Annotated in this window: 17 protein-coding genes and 1 tRNA gene; 12 read left to right on the plus strand and 6 right to left on the minus strand. The window is 64.4% G+C overall.

Features of this window, described 5'->3' with window-relative positions:
* Positions 1-4 precede the first annotated feature (4 nt).
* A complete protein-coding gene (locus WA983_RS06180; RefSeq protein ID WP_424248523.1) occupies positions 5-1,219 on the minus strand; it encodes an efflux RND transporter periplasmic adaptor subunit in 1,215 nt (404 codons plus the stop codon).
* A 136-nt stretch (positions 1,220-1,355) separates the two neighbouring features.
* Between WA983_RS06180 and WA983_RS06185 the strand changes: the two genes are divergently transcribed.
* Positions 1,356-2,375: a LysR family transcriptional regulator gene (locus WA983_RS06185; RefSeq protein ID WP_424311742.1), complete on the plus strand. Its 1,020-nt coding sequence runs from the start codon at positions 1,356-1,358 to the stop codon at positions 2,373-2,375.
* 68 nt (positions 2,376-2,443) lie between these two features.
* On the opposite strand, the gene WA983_RS06190 is transcribed toward WA983_RS06185, so the two are convergent.
* Positions 2,444-2,528: transfer RNA gene (locus WA983_RS06190), tRNA-Leu, on the minus strand.
* 112 nt (positions 2,529-2,640) lie between these two features.
* On the opposite strand from WA983_RS06190, the gene tig reads away from it, so the two are divergent.
* From tig to lon, 4 genes are all read left to right on the plus strand, one after another.
* Positions 2,641-3,951: a trigger factor gene (gene tig, locus WA983_RS06195; RefSeq protein ID WP_424246938.1), complete on the plus strand. Its 1,311-nt coding sequence runs from the start codon at positions 2,641-2,643 to the stop codon at positions 3,949-3,951.
* A gap of 1 nt (position 3,952) precedes the next feature.
* On the plus strand, positions 3,953-4,612 hold the full coding sequence (gene clpP / locus WA983_RS06200; RefSeq protein ID WP_424246936.1) for an ATP-dependent Clp endopeptidase proteolytic subunit ClpP: 660 nt from the start codon (positions 3,953-3,955) through the stop codon (positions 4,610-4,612).
* 10 nt (positions 4,613-4,622) lie between these two features.
* Positions 4,623-5,915, plus strand: a complete 1,293-nt coding sequence (gene clpX, locus WA983_RS06205) for an ATP-dependent Clp protease ATP-binding subunit ClpX (RefSeq protein WP_424246934.1) — start codon at positions 4,623-4,625, stop codon at positions 5,913-5,915.
* 186 nt (positions 5,916-6,101) lie between these two features.
* Complete coding sequence (gene lon / locus WA983_RS06210) at positions 6,102-8,555, plus strand: endopeptidase La (RefSeq protein ID WP_424246932.1); 2,454 nt, start codon at positions 6,102-6,104, stop codon at positions 8,553-8,555.
* 85 nt (positions 8,556-8,640) lie between these two features.
* On the opposite strand, the gene lexA is transcribed toward lon, so the two are convergent.
* Both lexA and WA983_RS06220 read right to left on the minus strand, forming a co-directional pair.
* Complete coding sequence (gene lexA, locus WA983_RS06215) at positions 8,641-9,396, minus strand: transcriptional repressor LexA (protein WP_424311743.1); 756 nt, start codon at positions 9,394-9,396, stop codon at positions 8,641-8,643.
* Positions 9,397-9,582: 186 nt separating this feature from the next.
* Positions 9,583-10,788, minus strand: coding sequence for an aromatic amino acid transaminase (locus tag WA983_RS06220; RefSeq protein WP_424246928.1), 1,206 nt, complete (start codon positions 10,786-10,788; stop codon positions 9,583-9,585).
* A 91-nt stretch (positions 10,789-10,879) separates the two neighbouring features.
* Between WA983_RS06220 and uvrB the strand changes: the two genes are divergently transcribed.
* The 6 genes from uvrB to iscA all read left to right on the plus strand — a co-directional run bounded on the left by uvrB (position 10,880) and on the right by iscA (position 16,302).
* Positions 10,880-12,979 carry an excinuclease ABC subunit UvrB gene (gene uvrB / locus WA983_RS06225; protein WP_424246926.1) on the plus strand — a complete coding sequence of 700 codons (2,100 nt, stop codon included), beginning with the start codon at positions 10,880-10,882 and terminating at the stop codon, positions 12,977-12,979.
* Between the two features lie 108 nt (positions 12,980-13,087).
* Positions 13,088-13,579: a low molecular weight protein-tyrosine-phosphatase gene (locus tag WA983_RS06230; RefSeq protein WP_424246942.1), complete on the plus strand. Its 492-nt coding sequence runs from the start codon at positions 13,088-13,090 to the stop codon at positions 13,577-13,579.
* A gap of 239 nt (positions 13,580-13,818) precedes the next feature.
* Positions 13,819-14,340, plus strand: coding sequence for a Fe-S cluster assembly transcriptional regulator IscR (gene iscR, locus WA983_RS06235; protein WP_424246924.1), 522 nt, complete (start codon positions 13,819-13,821; stop codon positions 14,338-14,340).
* Positions 14,341-14,355: 15 nt separating this feature from the next.
* Entirely contained in the window at positions 14,356-15,579 is a 1,224-nt protein-coding gene (locus WA983_RS06240; protein ID WP_424246922.1) for an IscS subfamily cysteine desulfurase, read from the plus strand.
* Positions 15,579-16,010 (plus strand): iron-sulfur cluster assembly scaffold protein, encoded by a 432-nt coding sequence (locus WA983_RS06245; RefSeq protein WP_424246920.1) that lies wholly within the window; start codon positions 15,579-15,581, stop codon positions 16,008-16,010. Before WA983_RS06240 ends, WA983_RS06245 begins: the two co-directional genes overlap by 1 nt.
* Positions 15,979-16,302, plus strand: coding sequence for an iron-sulfur cluster assembly protein IscA (iscA, locus tag WA983_RS06250; protein ID WP_424246919.1), 324 nt, complete (start codon positions 15,979-15,981; stop codon positions 16,300-16,302). The genes WA983_RS06245 and iscA overlap by 32 nt, the downstream gene beginning before the upstream one ends.
* A gap of 195 nt (positions 16,303-16,497) precedes the next feature.
* Here iscA and lysS read toward each other — a convergent pair whose 3' ends face one another.
* Entirely contained in the window at positions 16,498-18,015 is a 1,518-nt protein-coding gene (gene lysS, locus WA983_RS06255; protein WP_424246953.1) for a lysine--tRNA ligase, read from the minus strand.
* Positions 18,016-18,098: 83 nt separating this feature from the next.
* Positions 18,099-19,203 (minus strand): peptide chain release factor 2 gene (gene prfB, locus WA983_RS06260; protein WP_424246955.1). Its coding sequence is split into 2 segments (ribosomal slippage): positions 18,099-19,121 and positions 19,123-19,203, totalling 1,104 coding nucleotides; the frame shifts between segments, so codons are not numbered across the junction.
* A gap of 145 nt (positions 19,204-19,348) precedes the next feature.
* On the opposite strand from prfB, the gene WA983_RS06265 reads away from it, so the two are divergent.
* Entirely contained in the window at positions 19,349-20,470 is a 1,122-nt protein-coding gene (locus tag WA983_RS06265; RefSeq protein ID WP_424246956.1) for a tellurite resistance/C4-dicarboxylate transporter family protein, read from the plus strand.
* The last annotated feature ends 12 nt before the right edge of the window (positions 20,471-20,482 follow it).

The raw sequence follows: 20,482 nt of genomic DNA on the forward strand, positions 1-20,482 counted from the left end.
CGGCTCAAGATCGGTGCTGTGCATCCGGCGCCGGGCCGGGCAGGGTGGAGGCGTCGCCCGCCGCGAGTGCGTCATCTTCGCGGACCGGGGTCGGCGCGACCGTGACACCAGGGCGGACGCGCTGCAGGCCGTTAACGACGACCCGGTCGCCGGCCGTCAGGCCGGCCTGGACGACTCGCCAGCCTTCCCGGCTGGCGCCCAGGGTCACTTCCCGGTAGCTCACGGTGTTCGCGTCGTCCACGAGCATGACGAAACGCTTGGACTGGTCGGTGCCGATGGCCTGTTCTCGCAGGAGTACGGCCTGGTGAGGCGCGCCCGCGCCCAGGCGGACCCTGGCGTAGAGCCCGGGCCGCAGCAAGCCGTCCGGGTTGTCGAATAGCGCTCGCACGCGGATCGTTCCGGTCTGAGGGTCGAGGCTGTTGTCCAGGAATGCCAGCCGGCCCTGACGAGGGTATCCCTGTTCATTGGCCAGTCCCATGGACACGGGGATGGTCGTCCCGGCGTTCGTGGCTGCCGCGCCGTTCATGTCCAGAAAGGCCTGTTCGTCCATTTCGAACGAAGCGTAGAGCTGTGAGACGGAGACCACGGTGGTCAGGGGCTGTGCGCTGCCCAGGCCGACGACGTTGCCCTCGGTCGCTTCAGCCTTCGAGACGCGTCCGCTGATGGGGGCGACGATGCGGGTGTGCTCCAGATCGAGACGCGCCGACTGCAGCGTGGCTTGCGCGGCCTGCACGCGGGCAGAAGCCTCGCGCGCCGCGTTGCGCTTTTCCTCGAAGTCCCGCCGGGCGATGGCGTTGCCGGCCAGCAGACGCTGGGCCCGGGACAGATCCGCCCCGGTGTAGGCGGCCTGCGCCGTAGCCGCCGTCAACTGCGCCTGGGCTTCGTCGACGGCGGCCTGGTAGGGACGCGGGTCGATGGTAAAGAGCGGGTCGCCTCGCTGGACCAGTGCACCGTCCTGAAAGTGGACCTGGGTCAGGGTGCCGGACACCAGGGGCCGGATTTCGACCCGGTCCACCGCCTCCAGGCGTCCGGAATATTCATGCCAGTCCGTGATGGCCTGATACTGGATCGTGGCGACGTCTACCTGGATCGCGGGCGCCGTAGACGGCTTGCCGCCGGCGGCGGGTGTGCCGACGCTTTCGCGCATCAGCAGCACACCGCCGGCGAGCAGCAGTCCGGCCAGCGCGAGAGCGACGTGTCGTGCGTGGAAAGAAGGCATGGCGGGATTCCTTTTGAAGAGTGCGCTATTATTTGTTATTCGCAAATTTGGATAAATACACAATTTTTGTTATCACTGTTCAAATTCAGCAAACAATGGCGGTGTGGCCCTCTTGTCACATGCCAGGAGCACTGAAATGGATCATCTGCAAGCCATGCGTGTCTTTACGCGGGTCGTCGACGCCAACAGCTTCACCCTGGCCGCCGACAGCCTGGGCATGCCCAGGGCGACCGTGAGCACGATCATCCGCAAGCTTGAAAAGCACCTGGGCGCGCGGCTGTTGAACCGCAGCACGCGCCGTCTGAGCCTGACGCCGGACGGGGCGTCCTACTACGAGCGTTGCACCGGTATCCTGGCCGACGTTGATGATGCGGAGTCGTCCTTCCGCGACCGCGCGCGCGGCCCGCGCGGCCGTCTGCGCATCGATGCGCCGCCTTATCTGGCCCGGCTGGTGTTGATGCCTCGGCTGTGCGAATTTCACCGCCGCTACCCGGATATCGAGCTGGTGGTCGGCATGAGCGACCGGGTGGTCAATATGGTGCAGGAGGCCGTCGACTGCGTCTTGCGCATCGGCGAGCTGCGGGATTCCACCCTGATCGCCAAGCGCATCGGCGTCTTCAGGACGCTGACGTGCGCGGCGCCTTCCTATATCGAACGCTACGGGAAACCGGAACGCATCGAGGATCTGGGCCGACATCGGGCGGTCAACTATTTCCTGGCGCGGACGGGGCGCACGGTGGACTGGAGCTTCCAGGTGGATGGCGAAATCGTGAATCTGCCGATGAAAAGCTCACTGTCCGTCAACGATGCCGAGGCCTGCGTCAGTGCCGGGCTCAGCGGGTTCGGCATGATCCAGCCGCCGCGCTACATGGTCGAGCCCTATCTGGACTCTGGTGAGCTGATCGAGGTGCTGGAACCCTGGGCACCGCCGCCGATGCCGATTTCCATCGTCTATCAGCAGAGCCGGCATCTGTCGTCCAAGGTCCACGTGTTCGTCGACTGGATCACCGAGGTCTTCCAGGGGTGTGTGCTGATGGAAAAGTGCCGGGGCAACTATCCGCTGGATCAGGATTGCCGGTTCGCGTGCGAGGGGGAGATGACCAACGGGCTGCAGGAAATCATGGAGCGGCAGAACCTGCTGGAAAGCGCGTTCTAGGCCGGGGTTTTCAGCCGATGGGATCGGGGGGGAGGGGGCGTAGCCCGAGTGATGGGATGGAAGCCGCGTGGTGCGAACGGAGAGACTTGAACTCTCATGCCTTGCGGCGCCAGAACCTAAATCTGGTGCGTCTACCAATTCCGCCACGTTCGCCAGACAAGCCGATCATTATAACGTGATTTGACGGGTCTTTCGGGGCGCCTACGGGGCTCTTCACTTTCCGCTAAAATACCCCGTTTATTGTCCATCTTTCAATAGGTTCCGAATGCAGCCCGTGGTTGAAAAATTGTCCGGCCTGGAGCGCCGCGTTGAGCTGACCGTCTCGGTCGCCGACATCGAAAAAGAAGTCCAGGCGCAGCTCAAGCGCGTCGCCAAGACGGCGAAGGTGCAGGGCTTCCGTCCCGGCAAGGCGCCCCTGTCGGTCATAGAACGCAGCCATGGCCCGTCGGTCCGCTATGACGTGATCAACAGCCAGATCGGCAAATCCCTGGACAAGGTGATCGAGGACGCCAAGTTGCGCGTGGCCGGCACCCCCAGCCTGGAACCCAAGGTCGACGAGACCGAAGAAGGCGTGATGTCGTTTTCCGCCACCTTCGAGGTCTATCCCGAGATCCAGTTGCCTGACCTGGCTTCCCTGAAGATCACCCGCAACACCGTGCAGGTGGGCGATGCCGAAGTGCAGCAGACCATCGACATCCTGCGCCGCCAGCGCACGATCTTCAAACCGGCCGCCGACCGCGCCGCCCAGGACGGTGACCGCGTCACCCTGGACTTCGCCGGCACCATCGACGGCGTAGCCTTCGAGGGCGGTACCGCCCAGGACTTCCCCTTCGTGCTGGGTCAGGGCCGCATGCTGGCCGAATTCGAAGCCGCCGCCACCGGCATGAAAGCCGGCGAGACCAAGGTCTTCCCGCTGGCCTTCCCGGAAGACTACGGCAGCCCCGCCGTGGCCGGCAAGCAGGCTGAATTCACCATCACCGTGAAGGAAGTCGCCGAGCCCGAATTGCCCGAAATCGACGCCGACTTCGCCCGTGCCCTGGGCCAGGCCGAAGGCGACGTCGACGCCCTGCTGGCCGACGTGCGCGCCAACGTCGAACGCGAGGCCCAGGCCCGCGCGAAAAACCGCACCAAGGCCAGCGTCATGGACGCCCTGGCGGCCGCCTGCGATTTCGACCTGCCCAAGGCTCTGGTGGACGGCGAAGTCGCCAACCGCACTGCTGCCGCCCGCGAGGAACTGAAGCAGCGTGGCCTGCCCAACGCCGACAGCATCCCCATCCCGGAAGACACCTTCCGTCCGGAAGCCGAGCGCCGCGTGCGCCTGGGCCTGCTGGTCAGCGAACTCGTCCAGTCCGCCGACCTCAAGGCCAAGCCGGAACAGGTCCGCGCCCGCATCGAAGAGTTCGCCAAGAGCTACGAGCAGCCCGCTCAGGTCGTGGCCTACTACCTGTCCGACCGCCAGCGCCGCGCCGAGATCGAATCGCTGGTCCTGGAGGACAATCTGGTTGAACACGTTCTGGCGGCTGCCCAGGTGGCTGACGAAGCCGTTGATTTCGATACTTTGATGGGTGCCCGCTGAGATGAACCGGTTCACCGATTTCTACGCGTCGATGTACGGCGGGGACTCGGTCGTCCCCACCGGCCTGGGCTACGTGCCCATCGTCATTGAACAGTCCGGTCGTGGCGAACGGTCCTACGACATCTATTCGCGCCTGCTGCGCGAACGGGTGATCTTCTTCGTGGGTCCGGTCAACGACCAGTCGGCCAATCTGGTCGTGGCACAGCTGCTGTTCCTGGAATCGGAGAACCCTGACAAGGATATCTCGCTGTACATCAATTCCCCGGGCGGCTCGGTCTACGCCGGCATGGCGATCTTCGACACCATGCAGTTCGTCAAGCCCGAGGTCTCCACCCTGTGCACCGGTCTGGCTGCCAGCATGGGCGCGTTCCTGCTGGCTGCAGGTGCCAAGGGCAAGCGCTACGCCTTGCCCAATTCGCGCATCATGATTCATCAGCCCTCGGGCGGTGCCCAGGGCCAGGCGTCGGACATCCAGATCCAGGCCAAGGAAATCCTCAGCCTGCGCGAGCGCCTGAACGGCATTCTGGCCGAACGCACCGGCCAGGACATCGAGCGTATCGGTGTGGATACTGAACGTGACAATTTCATGTCCGCCGACGAAGCGCGGGAATACGGACTGATCGACAAAGTATTGGTTTCGCGCACTGACGACACCAAGTGATTGGATAGCTATGACCGAAAAAAAGGGTTCCAGCGAGGACAAGGCGCTGCATTGCTCCTTCTGCAATAAAAGCCAGCATGAAGTCCACAAGCTGATCGCTGGTCCTTCCGTCTTCATCTGCGATGAATGCATCAGCCTGTGCAATGACATCATCCGCGAAGAGTCCCAGGACGCGGCGCGGGCCGCCGTGCGCAAGGAACTGCCCACGCCGCAGGAAATCAAGTCCTTTCTGGACGGCTACGTCATCGGCCAGGAAACGCCCAAGCGCAACCTGGCGGTGGCGGTCTACAACCATTACAAGCGCATCCGCTATCAGGACGCCAAGGACGGCGACGTCGAGCTGTCCAAGAGCAACATCCTGCTGATCGGGCCGACCGGCTCGGGCAAGACCCTGCTGGCCCAGACGCTGGCGCGCATGCTGGACGTGCCTTTCGTGATGGCCGACGCCACCACCCTGACGGAGGCCGGCTACGTCGGCGAGGACGTCGAGAACATCATCCAGAAGCTGCTGCAGAACTGCAACTACGAGGTTGAAAAGGCCCAGCGCGCCATTATCTACATCGATGAGATCGACAAGATTTCGCGCAAGTCCGACAACCCCTCCATCACCCGCGACGTGTCGGGCGAGGGTGTGCAGCAGGCGCTGCTGAAGCTCATCGAAGGCACGGTCGCCTCGGTGCCGCCGCAAGGCGGGCGCAAGCATCCCAACCAGGACTTCGTCCAGGTCGACACCACCAACATCCTGTTCATCGTGGGCGGCGCCTTCGATGGTCTGGAAAAGATCATTCGCGATCGCAGCGAGCGCTCCGGCATCGGCTTTGCCGCCACGGTGCGCGCGCGCTCCGAGCGTGGTGTGGGTGAACTGTTCGCCGAGGTCGAGCCCGAAGACCTGATCAAGTTCGGTCTGATCCCGGAACTGGTCGGCCGTCTGCCGGTGGTGGCCACTCTGGAAGAGCTGACCGAGGACACGCTGGTGCGCATCCTCACCGAGCCGCGCAACGCCGTGGTCAAGCAGTTCCAGAAGCTGTTCGAAATGGAAGACGTCGAACTCGACGTGACCCCCGAGGCCCTGACGGCGATCGCCCGCCGGGCCATCAAGCGCCGCACCGGCGCCCGGGGCCTGCGCTCCATCATGGAGCAGTCCCTGCTGGGCACGATGTACGAACTGCCTTCGCGTCAGGACATCAACCGCGTGGTCCTGGAAAAGGACGCGGTCGAGGGCCAGGACACGCCGACGCTGGTTCAGGGCCCCCGGCCCGAACGCCAGGTCGAAGAAAAGCCCCTGCGCTCGGCCGCCGCCTGATCCTGCATCCGGCGCCGTTCCTGTCCTCCGGGCGGGGGCGGCCCGGAGCCGGTTCCCGTATACTGGCAGTGTGCCCCGGCTCTTGAAAAGCGCCCGTACGGCACCATATTCATCAGCAGGCACTATACGAAAAAGGAAGCCCGCGCTTCCTTTTTCTTTCAGATTCAATCGTTTGAGGAATCAACCATGTCTGCTAGCCAGATTCTGACCCAGGAACCTGTGGAACTGCCGTTGCTGCCGCTGCGTGACGTCGTGGTCTTTCCCCACATGGTCATCCCGCTGTTTGTGGGGCGGCCGCGTTCCATCAAGGCACTCGAGCTGGCCATGGAGGCCGGCAGCAGTGTCATGCTGGTGGCCCAGAAATCCGCCGGCAAGGATGAGCCCACGCCTGACGATCTGTACGAGATCGGTTGCGCGGCCAACATCCTGCAGATGCTGAAACTGCCCGACGGCACCGTCAAGGTGCTGGTCGAAGGCCTGCAGCGCGCCCGCATCCACGAAGTCACCGACGCTGAAACCCATTTCGCGGCGCGTGTTTCCGGTATCGACGAGGACCAGTCCGGTCAGGCCGAGGCCGAGGCCCTGCGCCGCGCCGTGGTGGCCCAGTTCGAACAGTACGTCAAGCTGAACAAGAAGATCCCCCAGGAGATTCTGACCTCTCTGTCGGGGATCGAGGACGCCGGCCGGCTGGCCGACACCATCGCAGCTCATCTGCCCCTGAAGATCGAGCAAAAGCAGTCCCTGCTCGACATGCCCGGCGCCGCGCAGCGCCTGGAGGCGCTGCTGGCCCAGCTCGAATCGGAAATCGAGATCCTGCAGGTCGAAAAGCGCATCCGTGGCCGCGTCAAGAAGCAGATGGAAAAGAGCCAGCGCGACTACTATCTGAACGAGCAGGTCAAGGCCATCCAGAAGGAACTGGGCGAGGGCGAGGAAGGCGCCGACATCGAGGAACTCGAACGTCGCATCGCCTCGGCGCATCTGCCCAAGGAAGCCCGAAAGAAGGCCGACGCCGAACTGAAGAAGCTCAAGCTGATGTCGCCCATGTCGGCCGAAGCCACCGTGGTGCGCAACTACATCGACACGCTGGTGGGCCTGCCGTGGCGTAAAAAGAGCCGCGTCAACAACGCCTTGAAGAACGCCGAGGAAGTCCTCGACGCCGACCACTACGGCCTGGAAAAGGTCAAGGAGCGCATCGTCGAATACCTGGCGGTGCAGCAGCGCGTGGACAAGCTCAAGGCGCCGATTCTGTGCCTGGTCGGGCCCCCGGGCGTGGGCAAGACCTCGCTGGGCCAGTCCGTGGCCCGTGCGACCAATCGCAAGTTCGTCCGCATGGCGCTGGGCGGCGTGCGCGACGAGGCCGAGATTCGCGGTCACCGGCGCACCTACATCGGTTCCATGCCGGGCAAGATCCTGCAGAACATGGCAAAGGTCGGCGTGCGCAATCCGCTGTTCCTGCTCGACGAGATCGACAAGCTGGGTGCTGATTTCCGTGGCGACCCGTCTTCGGCCCTGCTCGAAGTGCTCGATCCGGAGCAGAACCACACCTTCCAGGATCACTACATCGAGGTCGATTTCGACCTGTCGGACGTGATGTTCGTGGCCACCAGCAACACGCTGAACATTCCGCCGGCCCTGTTGGACCGGATGGAAGTCATCCGCCTGTCGGGTTACACCGAAGACGAAAAGGTCCACATCGCCTTTGACCATCTGCTGCCCAAGCTGATGAAGAACAACGGCGTGAAGGACGGCGAACTGAGCATCGCCGAGGACGCCATCCGCGACATCGTGCGCTACTACACGCGCGAAGCCGGGGTGCGCGCACTGGAGCGCGAAATCTCCAAGATCTGCCGCAAGGCCGTCAAGCGTCTGCTCAGCAACCCTGCCGAATCGGCCCGCAAGACCAACGACCAGGCGGCGATCGTGGTGGATGCCGCCAATCTGGCCGATTTCCTGGGCGTGCGTCGCTACAATTTCGGCGTGGCCGAAAAGGAAGACAAGGTCGGCCAGGTCACCGGCCTGGCCTGGACGGAAGTCGGCGGCGACCTGCTCACCATCGAGGCGGCCGACATGCCGGGCAAAGGCGTGGTCCTGCGCACGGGCTCGCTGGGCGACGTGATGAAGGAATCGGTCGAAGCCGCCCGCACGGTGGTGCGCGCCCGCGCCCGCCAGTGGGGCATCGCCGACCAGACCTTTGAAAAGCGTGACCTGCACATCCACTTTCCGGAAGGCGCCACGCCCAAGGACGGTCCCTCGGCCGGGGCTGCGATCACGACGGCCATGGTGTCGGCGTTGACCGGCATCCCCGTGCGCGCCGACGTCGCCATGACCGGGGAAATCACCCTGCGCGGCGAGGTCCTGGAAATCGGCGGCCTGAAGGAAAAGCTGTTGGCGGCGCATCGCGGCGGCATCAAGACCGTGATGATCCCCGAGGAAAACGTCAAGGATCTGGCTGAAATCCCGGACAACGTGAAAAACCACCTGGAGATCATCCCGGTGCGCTGGATCGACCGGGTGCTGGAAGTCGCCCTGCAGCGCATGCCCGTGCCGCTGTCGGACGAGGAAGTCGCCCGTCTGGCGGCCGAGGCGGTGGCTGCCGCCAAGCCGGCCGAGTCCGGCAGTGGCGGGGTGATGAAGCACTGAACCGTGCCTCGGTCGATGTGACAAGGGCTCCCTGTTCAGGGAGCCCTTGTGTTTTCAGGCAAGGGCGGCGCCCGACGTTCGACGTTCAGTGCAGCGCGGTCGTGCGGATCAGGCCGATGGCGATGCCTTCGATGGCGAAGTCATCGCCCGGGCCGACGTCGATGGGCTGGAAGTCGGGGTTTTCGGGCAGCAGGCGGATGCGGCGGCCCTGGTGGTCCAGGCGTTTGACGGTGACGTCGTCGCCCAGGCGGGCGACGATGATCTGGCCATGGCGGGCCTGGGGCGTGCTGCGTACGGCCAGCAGGTCGCCATCCAGGATGCCGGCGTCGCGCATGCTGCTGCCGCGCACGCGCAGCAGGTAGTCGGGTGCGGCTTCGAACAGGTGCGGGGCCAGGGGGATTTCGCGTTCGACGTGTTCGGCCGCCAGGACGGGGCTGCCGGCGGCGACACGACCCACCAGCGGCACCAGGCGGCTGTCGGAGGGTTCGATCCAGGTCGGAGCGCCGGGCAGAGGGCCGGGTGTATTGCCCGAGGCCGGACGGGGGCGGGCGGTCTGCCCGGCTGCGTCGGGAGTCCCGGAGGCGCCAGCCGCATCGGCCTCGTCAGCGAGGGAGGCGGACTGGGCCTGTTCGGTGAGCTGGATGCCGCGCGAGGTGCCGGCCGACAGCAGGACGTAGCCCTTGCGTTCCAGCGCGCGCAAATGGTCTTCGGCCGCATTGGCTGAACGAAAACCCAGTTCGCGGGCGATCTCGGCCCGGGTCGGGGGGCGGCCCGTCCGTTGAATGGACTGCTGGATGAGATCCAGGATCTGGGACTGTCGGGCGGTGAGTTTCAGGGCCATGTCGCGCTACTGGATGGAAACACAGCCCGTATTGTGACGGAAGGATGCGTGCGGCGCAAGCGGAAAGCCGCTGCAGAACGCCGCACCGGAAGCAGGCAGGGCGTGAACGACGACGGGACCCTTGCAAGGGTCCCGTCGTCGGTGACTGTTCGTCGAACGCGCCGGCCGAAGCAGGCGCAGGGGCGATCAGTGCTTGATCACCTTTGCCACGGCCTGGGCGACGTAGTCGATGTTGCCACTGTTCAGGGCGGCCACGCAGATGCGGCCGCTGCCCACGGCATAGATGCCGAATTCTTCACGCAGGCGGTCCACCTGGGCCTTGGTCAGGCCGGAGAACGAGAACATGCCGCGCTGGGCCTTGACGAAGCTGAAGTCCTGATCCACGCCCTGGGCCTGGATTTTTTCGACCAGTTGGTGGCGCATGGTGCGGATGCGGTCACGCATGCCGGCCAGTTCTTCGGCCCACAGGGCGTACAGTTCGGGCGTGTTCAGCACGGTCGAAACCATGGCGCCGCCGTGGGTGGGCGGGTTGGAGTAGTTGGTGCGGATGACGCGCTTCAGCTGGCTGAGCACGCGGGTGCTTTCCTCGTCGCCGCCGGTCACCAGGGTCAGGGCGCCGACGCGCTCGCCGTACAGCGAGAAGGACTTGGAGAACGAGGAACTGATGAACATGGTCATGCCCAGGTCCGCGAACAGGCGCACCACGGCGGCGTCTTCTTCGATACCGCTGCCGAAGCCCTGGTAGGCGATGTCCAGGAAGGGCACCAGTTGGCCGGCCTGCAGCGTGCGGGCGATTTCCTGCCACTGATCCATGGTGGGATCGACACCCGTGGGGTTGTGGCAGCAGGCGTGCAGCACCACGACGGTGCCGGCGGGCAGGGCGCGCAGCGAGGCCAGCATGCCGTCGAAGTTCAGGCCGTGCGTGGCGGCGTCGTAGTAGTCGTAGCTGATGATCGGGAAGCCGGCGGCGCTGAACAGGGCCTGGTGGTTGTCCCAACTGGGGTTGCTGATGGCGACCTGGGCCTGAGGCAGAATCCGCTTCAGGAAGTCGGCGCCGATCTTCAGTGCGCCGGTGCCGCCCAGGGTCTGGACCGTCAACGAGCGATGCTCGGCGATCAGCGGCGAGCCGGTGCCCAGCAGCAGGGTGCGGGCGCCCGTATTGTAGCCGGGGATGCCGTCGATCGGCAGGTAGTTGCGCGGTTCTGCCCGTTCGAACAGGCGGGCTTCGGCCTGGCGGACGGCCTTCAGCAGGGGAATATGGCCCGCGTCGTCATAGTAGACACCGACGCCGAGATTGACCTTGGTGGACCGGGTGTCGGCCTTGAATTGTTCGTTCAGGCCCAGGATGGGGTCGCGCGGAGCGAGTTCGACAGCTGCGAATATGGAGGACATGGTTACCGGGAGGACAAAGGAGGAGGTCTTGGTCACGTGGGCCAACAATGTGATAATAAGGGGTTTACCCGAACAGTGTCTAGTTGAGCCCATGTCCCATCAGGTCGAAACCCAGCACGAAACCCAGCCCGAAACCCGGCAACCCCTCCGGCAAACCCGGTCCCCGGATGCCCCCGAGGCCGGACCGGGGTTTGTCCAGTACCCGGACAGCCCGTTTCAGTTGTTCCAGCCCTATCCGCCGGCCGGTGACCAGCCGGCTGCGATCGATGCGCTGGAAGCGGGCGTGCGCGACGGGCTCATGTGCCAGACCCTGCTGGGGGTGACGGGTTCGGGCAAGACCTACACCATGGCCAATCTGATCGCCCGTACCGGGCGCCCGGCCATCGTGCTGGCCCCCAACAAGACCCTGGCCGCCCAGCTTTACGCGGAAATGCGCGAATTCTTCCCCCGCAATGCGGTGGAGTATTTCGTCTCCTACTACGATTACTACCAGCCCGAGGCCTATGTGCCTTCGCGCGACCTGTTCATCGAAAAAGACTCGTCCATCAACGAGCACATCGAACAGATGCGCCTGTCAGCCACCAAAAGTCTGCTGGAGCGACCCGACACCATCATCGTGGGCACCGTGTCCTGCATCTACGGTATCGGCAATCCGGGCGACTACCACGCGATGGTGCTGACGCTGCGCACCGGCGACCGGGTCGGCCGCCAGGAAGTCCTGGCGCGGCTGGTGTCCATGCAGTACGAACGCAACGACATGGAATTTTCCCGGGGGACGTTCCGGGCGCGCGGCGAGGTCATCGATGTCTTCCCGGCCGAACACGCCGAACATGCCCTGCGCATCACCCTGTTCGACGACGAGATCGAATCCCTGGACCTGTTCGACCCCCTGACGGGCAAGCCGGTCCAGAGCCTGGTGCGGTTCACGATCTTCCCCAGTTCGCACTACGTGACGCCGCGCGAAACCGTGCTGCGCGCCATCGAGACCATCAAGGTGGAACTGCGCGAGCGCCTGGCCGAACTGACCGAGGCCGGCAAGCTGGTCGAAGTCCAGCGGCTGGAACAGCGCACCCGCTTCGACCTGGAAATGCTGCAGGAACTGGGTTTTTGCAAGGGCATCGAAAACTATTCGCGACACCTCTCGGGTGCCTTGCCGGGTGAGCCGCCGCCCACCTTGATCGACTACCTGCCCGCCAACTCCCTGATGTTCATCGACGAGAGTCACGTCACGATCGGTCAGTTGGGCGGCATGTTCCGGGGCGACCGGTCGCGCAAGGATACGCTGGTGCAGTTCGGCTTCCGGCTGCCCTCGGCGCTGGACAACCGGCCCTTGCGCCTGGAGGAATTCGAGGCGCGCATGCCGCAATGCGTGTTCGTGTCCGCCACTCCGGGCCCCTACGAGGCCGAGCATGCGGATCAGGTGGTCGAGCAGGTCGTGCGCCCGACCGGCCTGGTGGACCCGGAAGTCGATCTGCGTCCGGCCGTCACCCAGGTCGATGACCTGCTGGGCGAGGCCAAGCTGCGCATCGCGCGCCACGAACGGGTGCTGGTCACCACGCTGACCAAGCGCATGGCCGAGGATCTGACCGAATACCTGAACGAAAGCGGCCTCAAGGTCCGCTACCTGCATTCCGACATCGATACGGTGGAACGGGTCGAGATCATCCGTGACCTGCGCCTGGGGACTTTCGACGTGCTGGTCGGAATCAACCTGCTGCGCGAAGGTCTGGACATCCCTGAGGTCTCTCTGGTGGCGATCCTGGATGCCGACAAAGAAGGCTTTCTGCGTTCGGAACGCAGCCTGATCCAGACCATCGGTCGGGCGGCGCGCAATTTGCATGGGCGCGCCATCCTGTATGCCGACCGGGTGACCGATTCCATGCGTCGGGCCATGGACGAGACGGCTCGCCGCCGGGAAAAGCAGCAGGCCTTCAACCTCGAACATGGCATCACGGCCCGGGGCGTCAGCAAGGCGGTGCGCGACCTGATCGACGGGGTGGCCGTGACAGCGGCGGCGCCCGCCGAGGCCGGGTACGACGAGTCGGCCCTGCACGACGAGAAATCCCTGGCGCGGGAAATGCGCCGCCTGGAGCAGCGCATGAACGAGCATGCCCGCAACCTGGAATTCGAGCAGGCGGCTGCGGTGCGCGACACCCTGCGCGCCCTGAAGGCCCGCGCCTTGATGGAATGACGGGACGCCCGAAGGGCTGTTTCGGAAGTGCTTCAAGTATCAGGTTTTTTTGTAGTTTTCCACAGAAAATGCTTGCCAACTTCCGGGTTTTCCCGCACACTTTCACCTATCATGCATAAGGTACTTTTTGTCTGTACGGGCAATATCTGCCGTTCTCCCACCGCCCAGGGTGTCTTCCAGCACATCGTCGATGAGGCCGGCCTGTCCGACGCGATTTCCGTCGATTCCGCCGCGACCCATCACTTCCATGTGGGCGAGGCCCCGGACGCGCGCGCCCAGACCGCTGCGCGCAAGCGTGGTTATGATCTGTCGGCGCTGGTGGCTCGCCAGATCCGCGCTGACGACTTCCGCGATGCCGACCTGATCCTGGCCATGGACTGGGAAAACCTGTCCGCGCTGCAGCAGCAGTGCCCCAAGATCTACCAGCACAAGCTCATGCTGTTGATGCGCTTCTCGAACGAATTCGAGGAAGCCACCGTGCCCGATCCCTATTATGGCGGCCCCGAAGGCTTCAACAAGGTTCTGGACTACATCGAAGACTCCTGCCAGGGCGTACTCGAACTGGTGCGCAAGCGCGCGTTGCAATATCAGGCTGCCTGATCCTTCTCTTTCTCGTGTGCAGGGCGCCTCAGGCGCCCTTTGTGTTTCCAGGGCTCCTCTGGACACATTGTGCGGGTCATCCCCTCCCGGCAAGAGGGTCAAAATTGACAAGCATCAAGTTTCGTCAATTTTCGTGCATTAAAACCGAGTGTTTTAGTCGGGTAAAGGGGTACACTTGACTCGAACAGTCGGGTATTCGCCACATTCGGGAATGCTCCGCATCCACAGAGGACTTCACCATGCGTTTGACGACCAAGGGGCGTTTCGCCGTCACGGCCATGATCGATCTGGCCATGCGCCATCACAGTGGGCCGGTGACGCTGGCCGCCATCAGTGCGCGCCAGAACATTTCTCTGTCCTATCTGGAACAGTTGTTCGGCAAGCTGCGCCGGCACGAACTGGTCGACAGTGTGCGCGGCCCGGGGGGCGGCTACACGCTGGCCCGGCATGCGCGCGACATTTCCGTGGCCGACATCATCTTCGCCGTCGATGAGCCGCTGGACGCGACCAGTTGCGGCGGCAAGGAAAACTGCGACATCGGCCGCAACGGCCACAGCGGCAAGTGCATGACTCACGACCTGTGGGCGACTTTGAGTCGTAAAATGCTGGAATACCTGGACTCGGTCTCGCTGCAGGATCTGGTCGATCAGCAACGCTTGCGCGAATGGCAGGAATCCGGTCACATGCGCAACGGCCGCACGACCATCCCGATCACGCCGGTGGCGGCCGATTCCCAGGCCCAGGAGCCCCTATCGGTCTGATTTACCGGAGTTTCAATGCCTCAACAGGATCTGCCCACGGATCGCCCCATCTATCTGGACTATTCCGCCACCACGCCTGTCGACGAACACGTCCTCCAGGCCATGCTGCCCTGGCTGAGCGAACGCTTCGGCAACCCGGCCTCGAACAGCCACGCCTGGGGCTGGGATGCCGAGGAAGCCGTCGAGCGGGCTCGTGCTCAGGTCGCGGCGTTGATCCATGCCGACCCGCGTGAGATCGTCTGGACTTCCGGCGCCACCGAGTCGAACAATCTGGCGATCAAAGGTGTGGCGCATTTCCATGCCGGCCGGGGCAAACACATCGTCACGGTCCGCACCGAGCACAAGGCGGTGCTGGACCCCTGTCTGGAACTCGAACGCCAGGGCTTCGAGATCACCTGGCTGGATGTGGACGCCCATGGCCTGGTCGGCACCGATGCGCTGGCCGCCGTTCTGCGCCCCGATACGATCCTGGTGTCGGTGATGCTGGTCAACAATGAAATCGGCGTCATTCAGGACATTGCCGCGCTGGCGGCGCTGTGCCGCGATCGCGGCATCCTGTTTCATACCGATGCGGCCCAGGCTACCGGCAAGCTGCCGATCGACGTCCAGGCGCTGGGTGTGGACCTGATGTCCATGTCGGCCCACAAGACCTATGGCCCCAAAGGGGTTGGCGCACTGTACGTGCGCCGCAAGCCGCGTGTGCGCCTGGAGGCCCAGATTCACGGCGGCGGCCACGAACGCGGTCTGCGCTCGGGCACACTGCCGACCCACCAGATCGTCGGCATGGGCGCAGCCTATGCGCTGGCGGGCGAACGGATGGAGACCGAAATTCCGCGCATCCGCGCGTTGCGCGACCGTCTGTGGGACGGTCTGCGCGATCTCCCGGATGTCTATCTCAATGGCGATCCGGAAAGGCGCGTGGCGCACACCCTGAACCTCAGCGTGGCCCACATCGAGGGCGAAGCCCTGCTGATGTCGGTGCCGGAACTGGCCGTGTCCTCGGGTTCGGCCTGCACCTCGGCCAGCCTGGAACCGTCCCACGTGCTGCGTGCCCTGGGGCGCAGCGACACCCTGGCGCACGGCTCGCTGCGCCTGACCCTGGGGCGCTATACCACGCAGGACGAGGTGGATCGCGCCGTACGGCTGCTGCGCGCCCAGATCGGGCGGCTGCGCGATCTGTCCCCGTTGTGGGAAATGCGCCAGCAGGGCACTCTGGGCGCCTGGGCGGAGCATTGCTGATGACCGGTCCGTCGTACGGGCCGCAGGTCCTGGAACATTACCTGCATCCGCGCAACGTCGGCTCTTTCGACGCGGGCGATCCCCGGGTGGGCACCGCGCTGGTGGGCTCGCCCGAACTGGGTCAGATCCTGAAACTGCAGATCCGTCTGGATGGCGCTACCATAGAGTCTGCCTGCTTCCGGGCCTTCGGCAGCGGCGAAGCCATCGCGGCCGGTTCCCTGGCAACCGAATGGCTGCGCGGGCGCGATCTCGAACAGGCGCTGGCGATCCGCAGCCAGGACATCGTCCAGGCGCTGGACCTGTCCGCCGAAAAACTGCACTGCGCGCTGCTGGCCCAGGATGCGATCCGCGCGGCCGTGGCCGATTACACCGACAAACATACTGTTCCTGAGGTACATCATGGGAATCACGCTGACACAACGCGCTGCTGAACACATTCAGCGCCATCTGGAAAAACGCGGCAAGGGCCTGGGCCTGCGCCTGGGGGTCAAACCTTCGGGCTGCTCGGGCATGTCCTATCAACTGGAATACGTGGACGACCCGGTCGCCGAAGATCAGATCTTCGAGCAGTTCGGCGCTCGCCTGTATGTGCCGTCCGACAGCCTGCCGTATCTGCAGGGCACGGAACTGGACTACGCCCGCGAAGGCTTGAACGAAGGCTTCCGCTTCAACAATCCCAACGAAAAAGCCGCATGCGGCTGCGGGGAATCGTTCACGGTCTGAGACGCTCGTCTCGTCGATCGCGTGGGGGCGCCGCCTCGCGTCTCCACGCGATCGCATCCTCGACAATGCCTATGACCTGGCCTGCGAAGGCGGGCTGGCAGCCTTGTCCATCGAAATTCTGGCGGCCAGGGTCGGCGTCTCGCCACGGCGCATGAAAAAAGCCGGTTACCCGGCTTTTTTCATGCGCGATCCGGTTCAGTCTTCCCGGCGCAGGTGCGGGAACAGGATCACATCGCGGATATTGGGGCTGTCGGTCAGCATCATGACCAGGCGGTCGATGCCGATGCCGCAACCGCCTGTGGGGGGCATGCCGTACTCCAGGGCGCGCACGTAGTCCGCGTCGTAGTACATGGCTTCTTCGTCGCCGGCGTCCTTGGCGGCCACCTGGGCCTGGAAGCGCGCGGCCTGGTCTTCCGGATCGTTCAGTTCGGAAAAACCGTTGGCGATTTCGCGCCCGCAGGCAAATAGTTCGAAGCGTTCCGTGATGCCGGCCTGCGTGTCGGAGGCCCGCGCCAGCGGCGAGACTTCGACTGGGTAGTCGATGATGAAGGTCGGGTGCCAGAGCTTGGCTTCGGCGGTTTCCTCGAACAGCGCCAGTTGCAGCGCGCCCAGGCCGGCGTGGGCCAGGGCCGGGCCGTTCACGTCTGCGCCCAGGCGGCGCAGTTCGCCGCGCAGCCAGGCCTCGTCCGCCAACTGGGCGGGCGCGTAGCCCGGAGCGTATTTGAGGATGGCCTCGACGATGGTCAGGCGGTCGAAGGCGCGGTCCAGGTCCAGGGGCTGGCCCTGGTAGTTCAGGCTGGCGGTGCCGCACACGCGCTGCGCGGTTTCGCGGATCAGGGACTCGGTGTAGTCCATCAGCCAGCGGTAGTCCGTGTACGCCGCATAGAATTCCATCATCGTGAATTCCGGGTTGTGGCGCGGGCTGACACCCTCGTTGCGGAAATTGCGGTTGATCTCGAAGACGCGTTCGAAGCCGCCGACGATCAGGCGCTTGAGATACAGTTCCGGCGCGATGCGCAGGTACATGTCCATGTCCAGCGCGTTGTGGTGGGTGATGAAAGGCTTGGCCGCCGCGCCGCCGGGAATGGGGTGCAGCATCGGGGTTTCGACTTCAAGGAACTCGGCTTCCGACATGATCTGGCGGATCGAGGTGACGATACGGCTGCGCGCCAGAAAGGTCTCGCGCGTGCCTTCGGTCATGATCAGGTCGACGTAGCGCTGACGGTAGCGCAATTCCTGGTCGGCCACGCCGTGGAACTTGTCGGGCAGGGGGCGCAGGGATTTAGACAGCAGGCGCAGGGACTGCACCCGCAGCGACAGTTCGCCCTTGCGTGTCTTGAAGACCTCGCCCTCGGCGCCGACGATATCACCGATGTCCCAGGATTTGAAGGCGGCGTAGGCCTCGTCACCCAGCACGCCCCGGTCCAGATAGAGCTGCAGCCGACCGCTGCTGTCCTGCAGGGTGGCGAAGCTGGCCTTGCCCATGATGCGCTTGAGCATCATGCGCCCGGCGACGCGAGCCTGCCGGCCCAAGGCCAGCAGCGCGTCTTCGTCCAGTTCTCCGCAGTCGCGGTGCAGGTCGGCGGCGTGGGTATCGGGGCGGAAGTCGTTGGGGTAGGCGGGGCCGACCTGGCGCAGCGCGTCCAGCTTGGCGCGGCGCTCGGCGATCAGGCGGTTCTCGTCGGGGGCTTGGATGTCGGTCTGCGAGGTCATGTCGTGCTGTTGAGGAAAGAGAGGCGAGGGCGTCGGGGGAGAAAGCCGGGGCGTGCCATGCTGGGCACGACCCCGTGCGGTGCTCAGACGCCTTGTTTCAGGCTGGCCGTGATGAAGGGGTCCAGATCGCCGTCCAGGACCTTCTGGGTGTTGGAGATTTCCACGCCGGTACGCAGGTCCTTGATGCGGCTCTGGTCCAGAACGTAGGAACGGATCTGGTGGCCCCAGCCCACGTCGCTCTTGGCGTCTTCCAGTTTTTGCTGTTCGGCCATGCGTTGGCGCATTTCCAGCTCGTACAGGCGTGATTTCAGCATCTGCATGGCTTCGGCACGGTTGCGATGCTGGGAACGGTCGTTCTGACACTGCACGACGATGCCGGTGGGCTGGTGGGTGATGCGCACGGCCGAGTCGGTCTTGTTGATGTGCTGGCCGCCGGCGCCGCTGGCGCGGTAGGTGTCGATGCGCAGATCCGCCGGGTTGACTTCGACCTCGAAGGACTCGTCGATTTCCGGGTAGACGAAGACGCTGGCAAAGGACGTGTGCCGACCGTTGGATGAATCGAAGGGGCTTTTGCGCACCAGGCGGTGCACGCCGGTTTCGGTGCGCAGCAGGCCATAGGCGTATTCGCCTTCGAATTTGATGGTGGCCGATTTGAGGCCGGCGACTTCGCCTTCGGATTCTTCCAGGATCTCGGCCTTGAAGTCCTTGCGTTCGCCGTAATGCAGATACTGGCGCAGCAGCATGGAGGCCCAGTCCTGGGCCTCGGTGCCGCCGGCGCCGGCCTGGATGTCGACGAAGCAGTTCAGGGGGTCGGCCGGGTTGTTGAACATGCGGCGGAATTCGAGTGCTTCCAGACGCTCGCCCAGGGCTGCGCAGTCCTGCTCGATGGCGTGCAGGGTGGCGTCGTCGTCATCGGCGCTGGCCAGCTCGAACAGGTCGCGGGCGTCGTTCAGGCCTTGTTCCAGATCGGTCAGGGTGCCGACGACGTTTTCCAGGGATTTCTTTTCACGGCCCAGTTCCTGGGCATGCGTCGGATCGTTCCAGACGTCCGGGCTTTCCAGTTCGGCGTTGACGACGATCAGGCGTTCGGACTTGGCATCGTAGTCAAAGATACCTCCGAAGCAGATCCTGGCGCTCGGTGTAGTCGTCGATGCGGGCGATGAGCTGGTTCTGGCGTTCGGCTTCCATGGTGGTGTCCTGTGTGTCTGTGTGTATTAGGCACGCCTCGAATCCTGTGGCGGGCGCACGCATTAAAATGCGGGTCAATCCGCCATTTTAGCGCGCCCGGGACAGAGACGCCGGAGGGCGGTGCATCGCCACAGGAGCCTCCGTCATGCAAGCACCGGAACCGGATCGCAGCGTGCCCGCGCCCGCCCCCCCTCGGGGTCTGAGCCCCGCAGCCGTCGTGCCGCCGTGGTGGCACGCGTCCCTGCGCGAACTGTCGCCGGCGTATTTCGGTCTGGTGATGGCAACCGGCATCGTCTCGCTGGCCTCGGACATGATGGGCCATCCGCTGCTGGCGCGGATCCTGTTCGCCTTGAACGCGGTCCAGTACCTCGTCTTGTGGCTGGCCTATCTGTGGCGCGCGGGGCGGTTTCCCCGGCGCTTTTTCGGTGACATGATTGACCATGCCCGGGGGCCGGGTTATTTCACGCTGGTGGCAGCCACCGGCATTCTGGCCAGTCAGTTCATCCTGCTGCGTGGTGACCTGACCGTGGGTTTTGCCCTGTGGGTGCTGGCCGTGGTGTTGTGGGTGGGGCTGACCTATACGATCTTCACCGCCTTCACGGTCAAGAAAGAAAAGCCGTCGCTGGATCGCAGCATCAACGGCGGCTGGCTGCTGGCGGTGGTGGCGACCCAGGCGCTGGCGGTGTCCAGCGCACTGCTGGCGGCGCACAGCGGGCCACCCTATCGTCTGGAACTGAATCTGGTGGCGCTGTCGATGTGGTTGTGGGGCGGGATGCTGTACATCTGGATGATGTCGCTGATCTTTTACCGCTACAGTTTCTTTGCGCTGTCGCCGGGTGATTTGCTGCCGCCGACCTGGATCACGATGGGCGCCATGGCGATTTCCACCCTGGCCGGTTCGCTGCTGATCCTGAATGCGCCTCAGGCGCCGTACCTGGAGTCCATGCTGCCCTTTCTGAAGGGGTTCACCGTGTTCTACTGGGCCACCGGGACCTGGTGGATTCCGATGCTGCTCCTGCTGGGTGTCTGGCGCTACGGTTTCCAGCGCTTTCCGTTCCGCTACGATCCGCTGTACTGGGGGGCGATCTTCCCGCTGGGCATGTACGCGGCCTGCACCTGGCAGATGAATCATGTGATGGGTTTCGGCTTTCTGGATTTCCTGCCGTACACCTTCCTGTATGCCGCCTGGCTGGGCTGGCTCCTGACCTTCGCGGCCATGGTCCGCCGCCTGCTGCGCCGGGCGTGCGGGCGAGCGGATCTCTCCTGAGGCCCCCGAGGG

Source organism: Castellaniella sp., assembly GCF_049650445.1.
Lineage (GTDB): Bacteria > Pseudomonadota > Gammaproteobacteria > Burkholderiales > Burkholderiaceae_B > Castellaniella.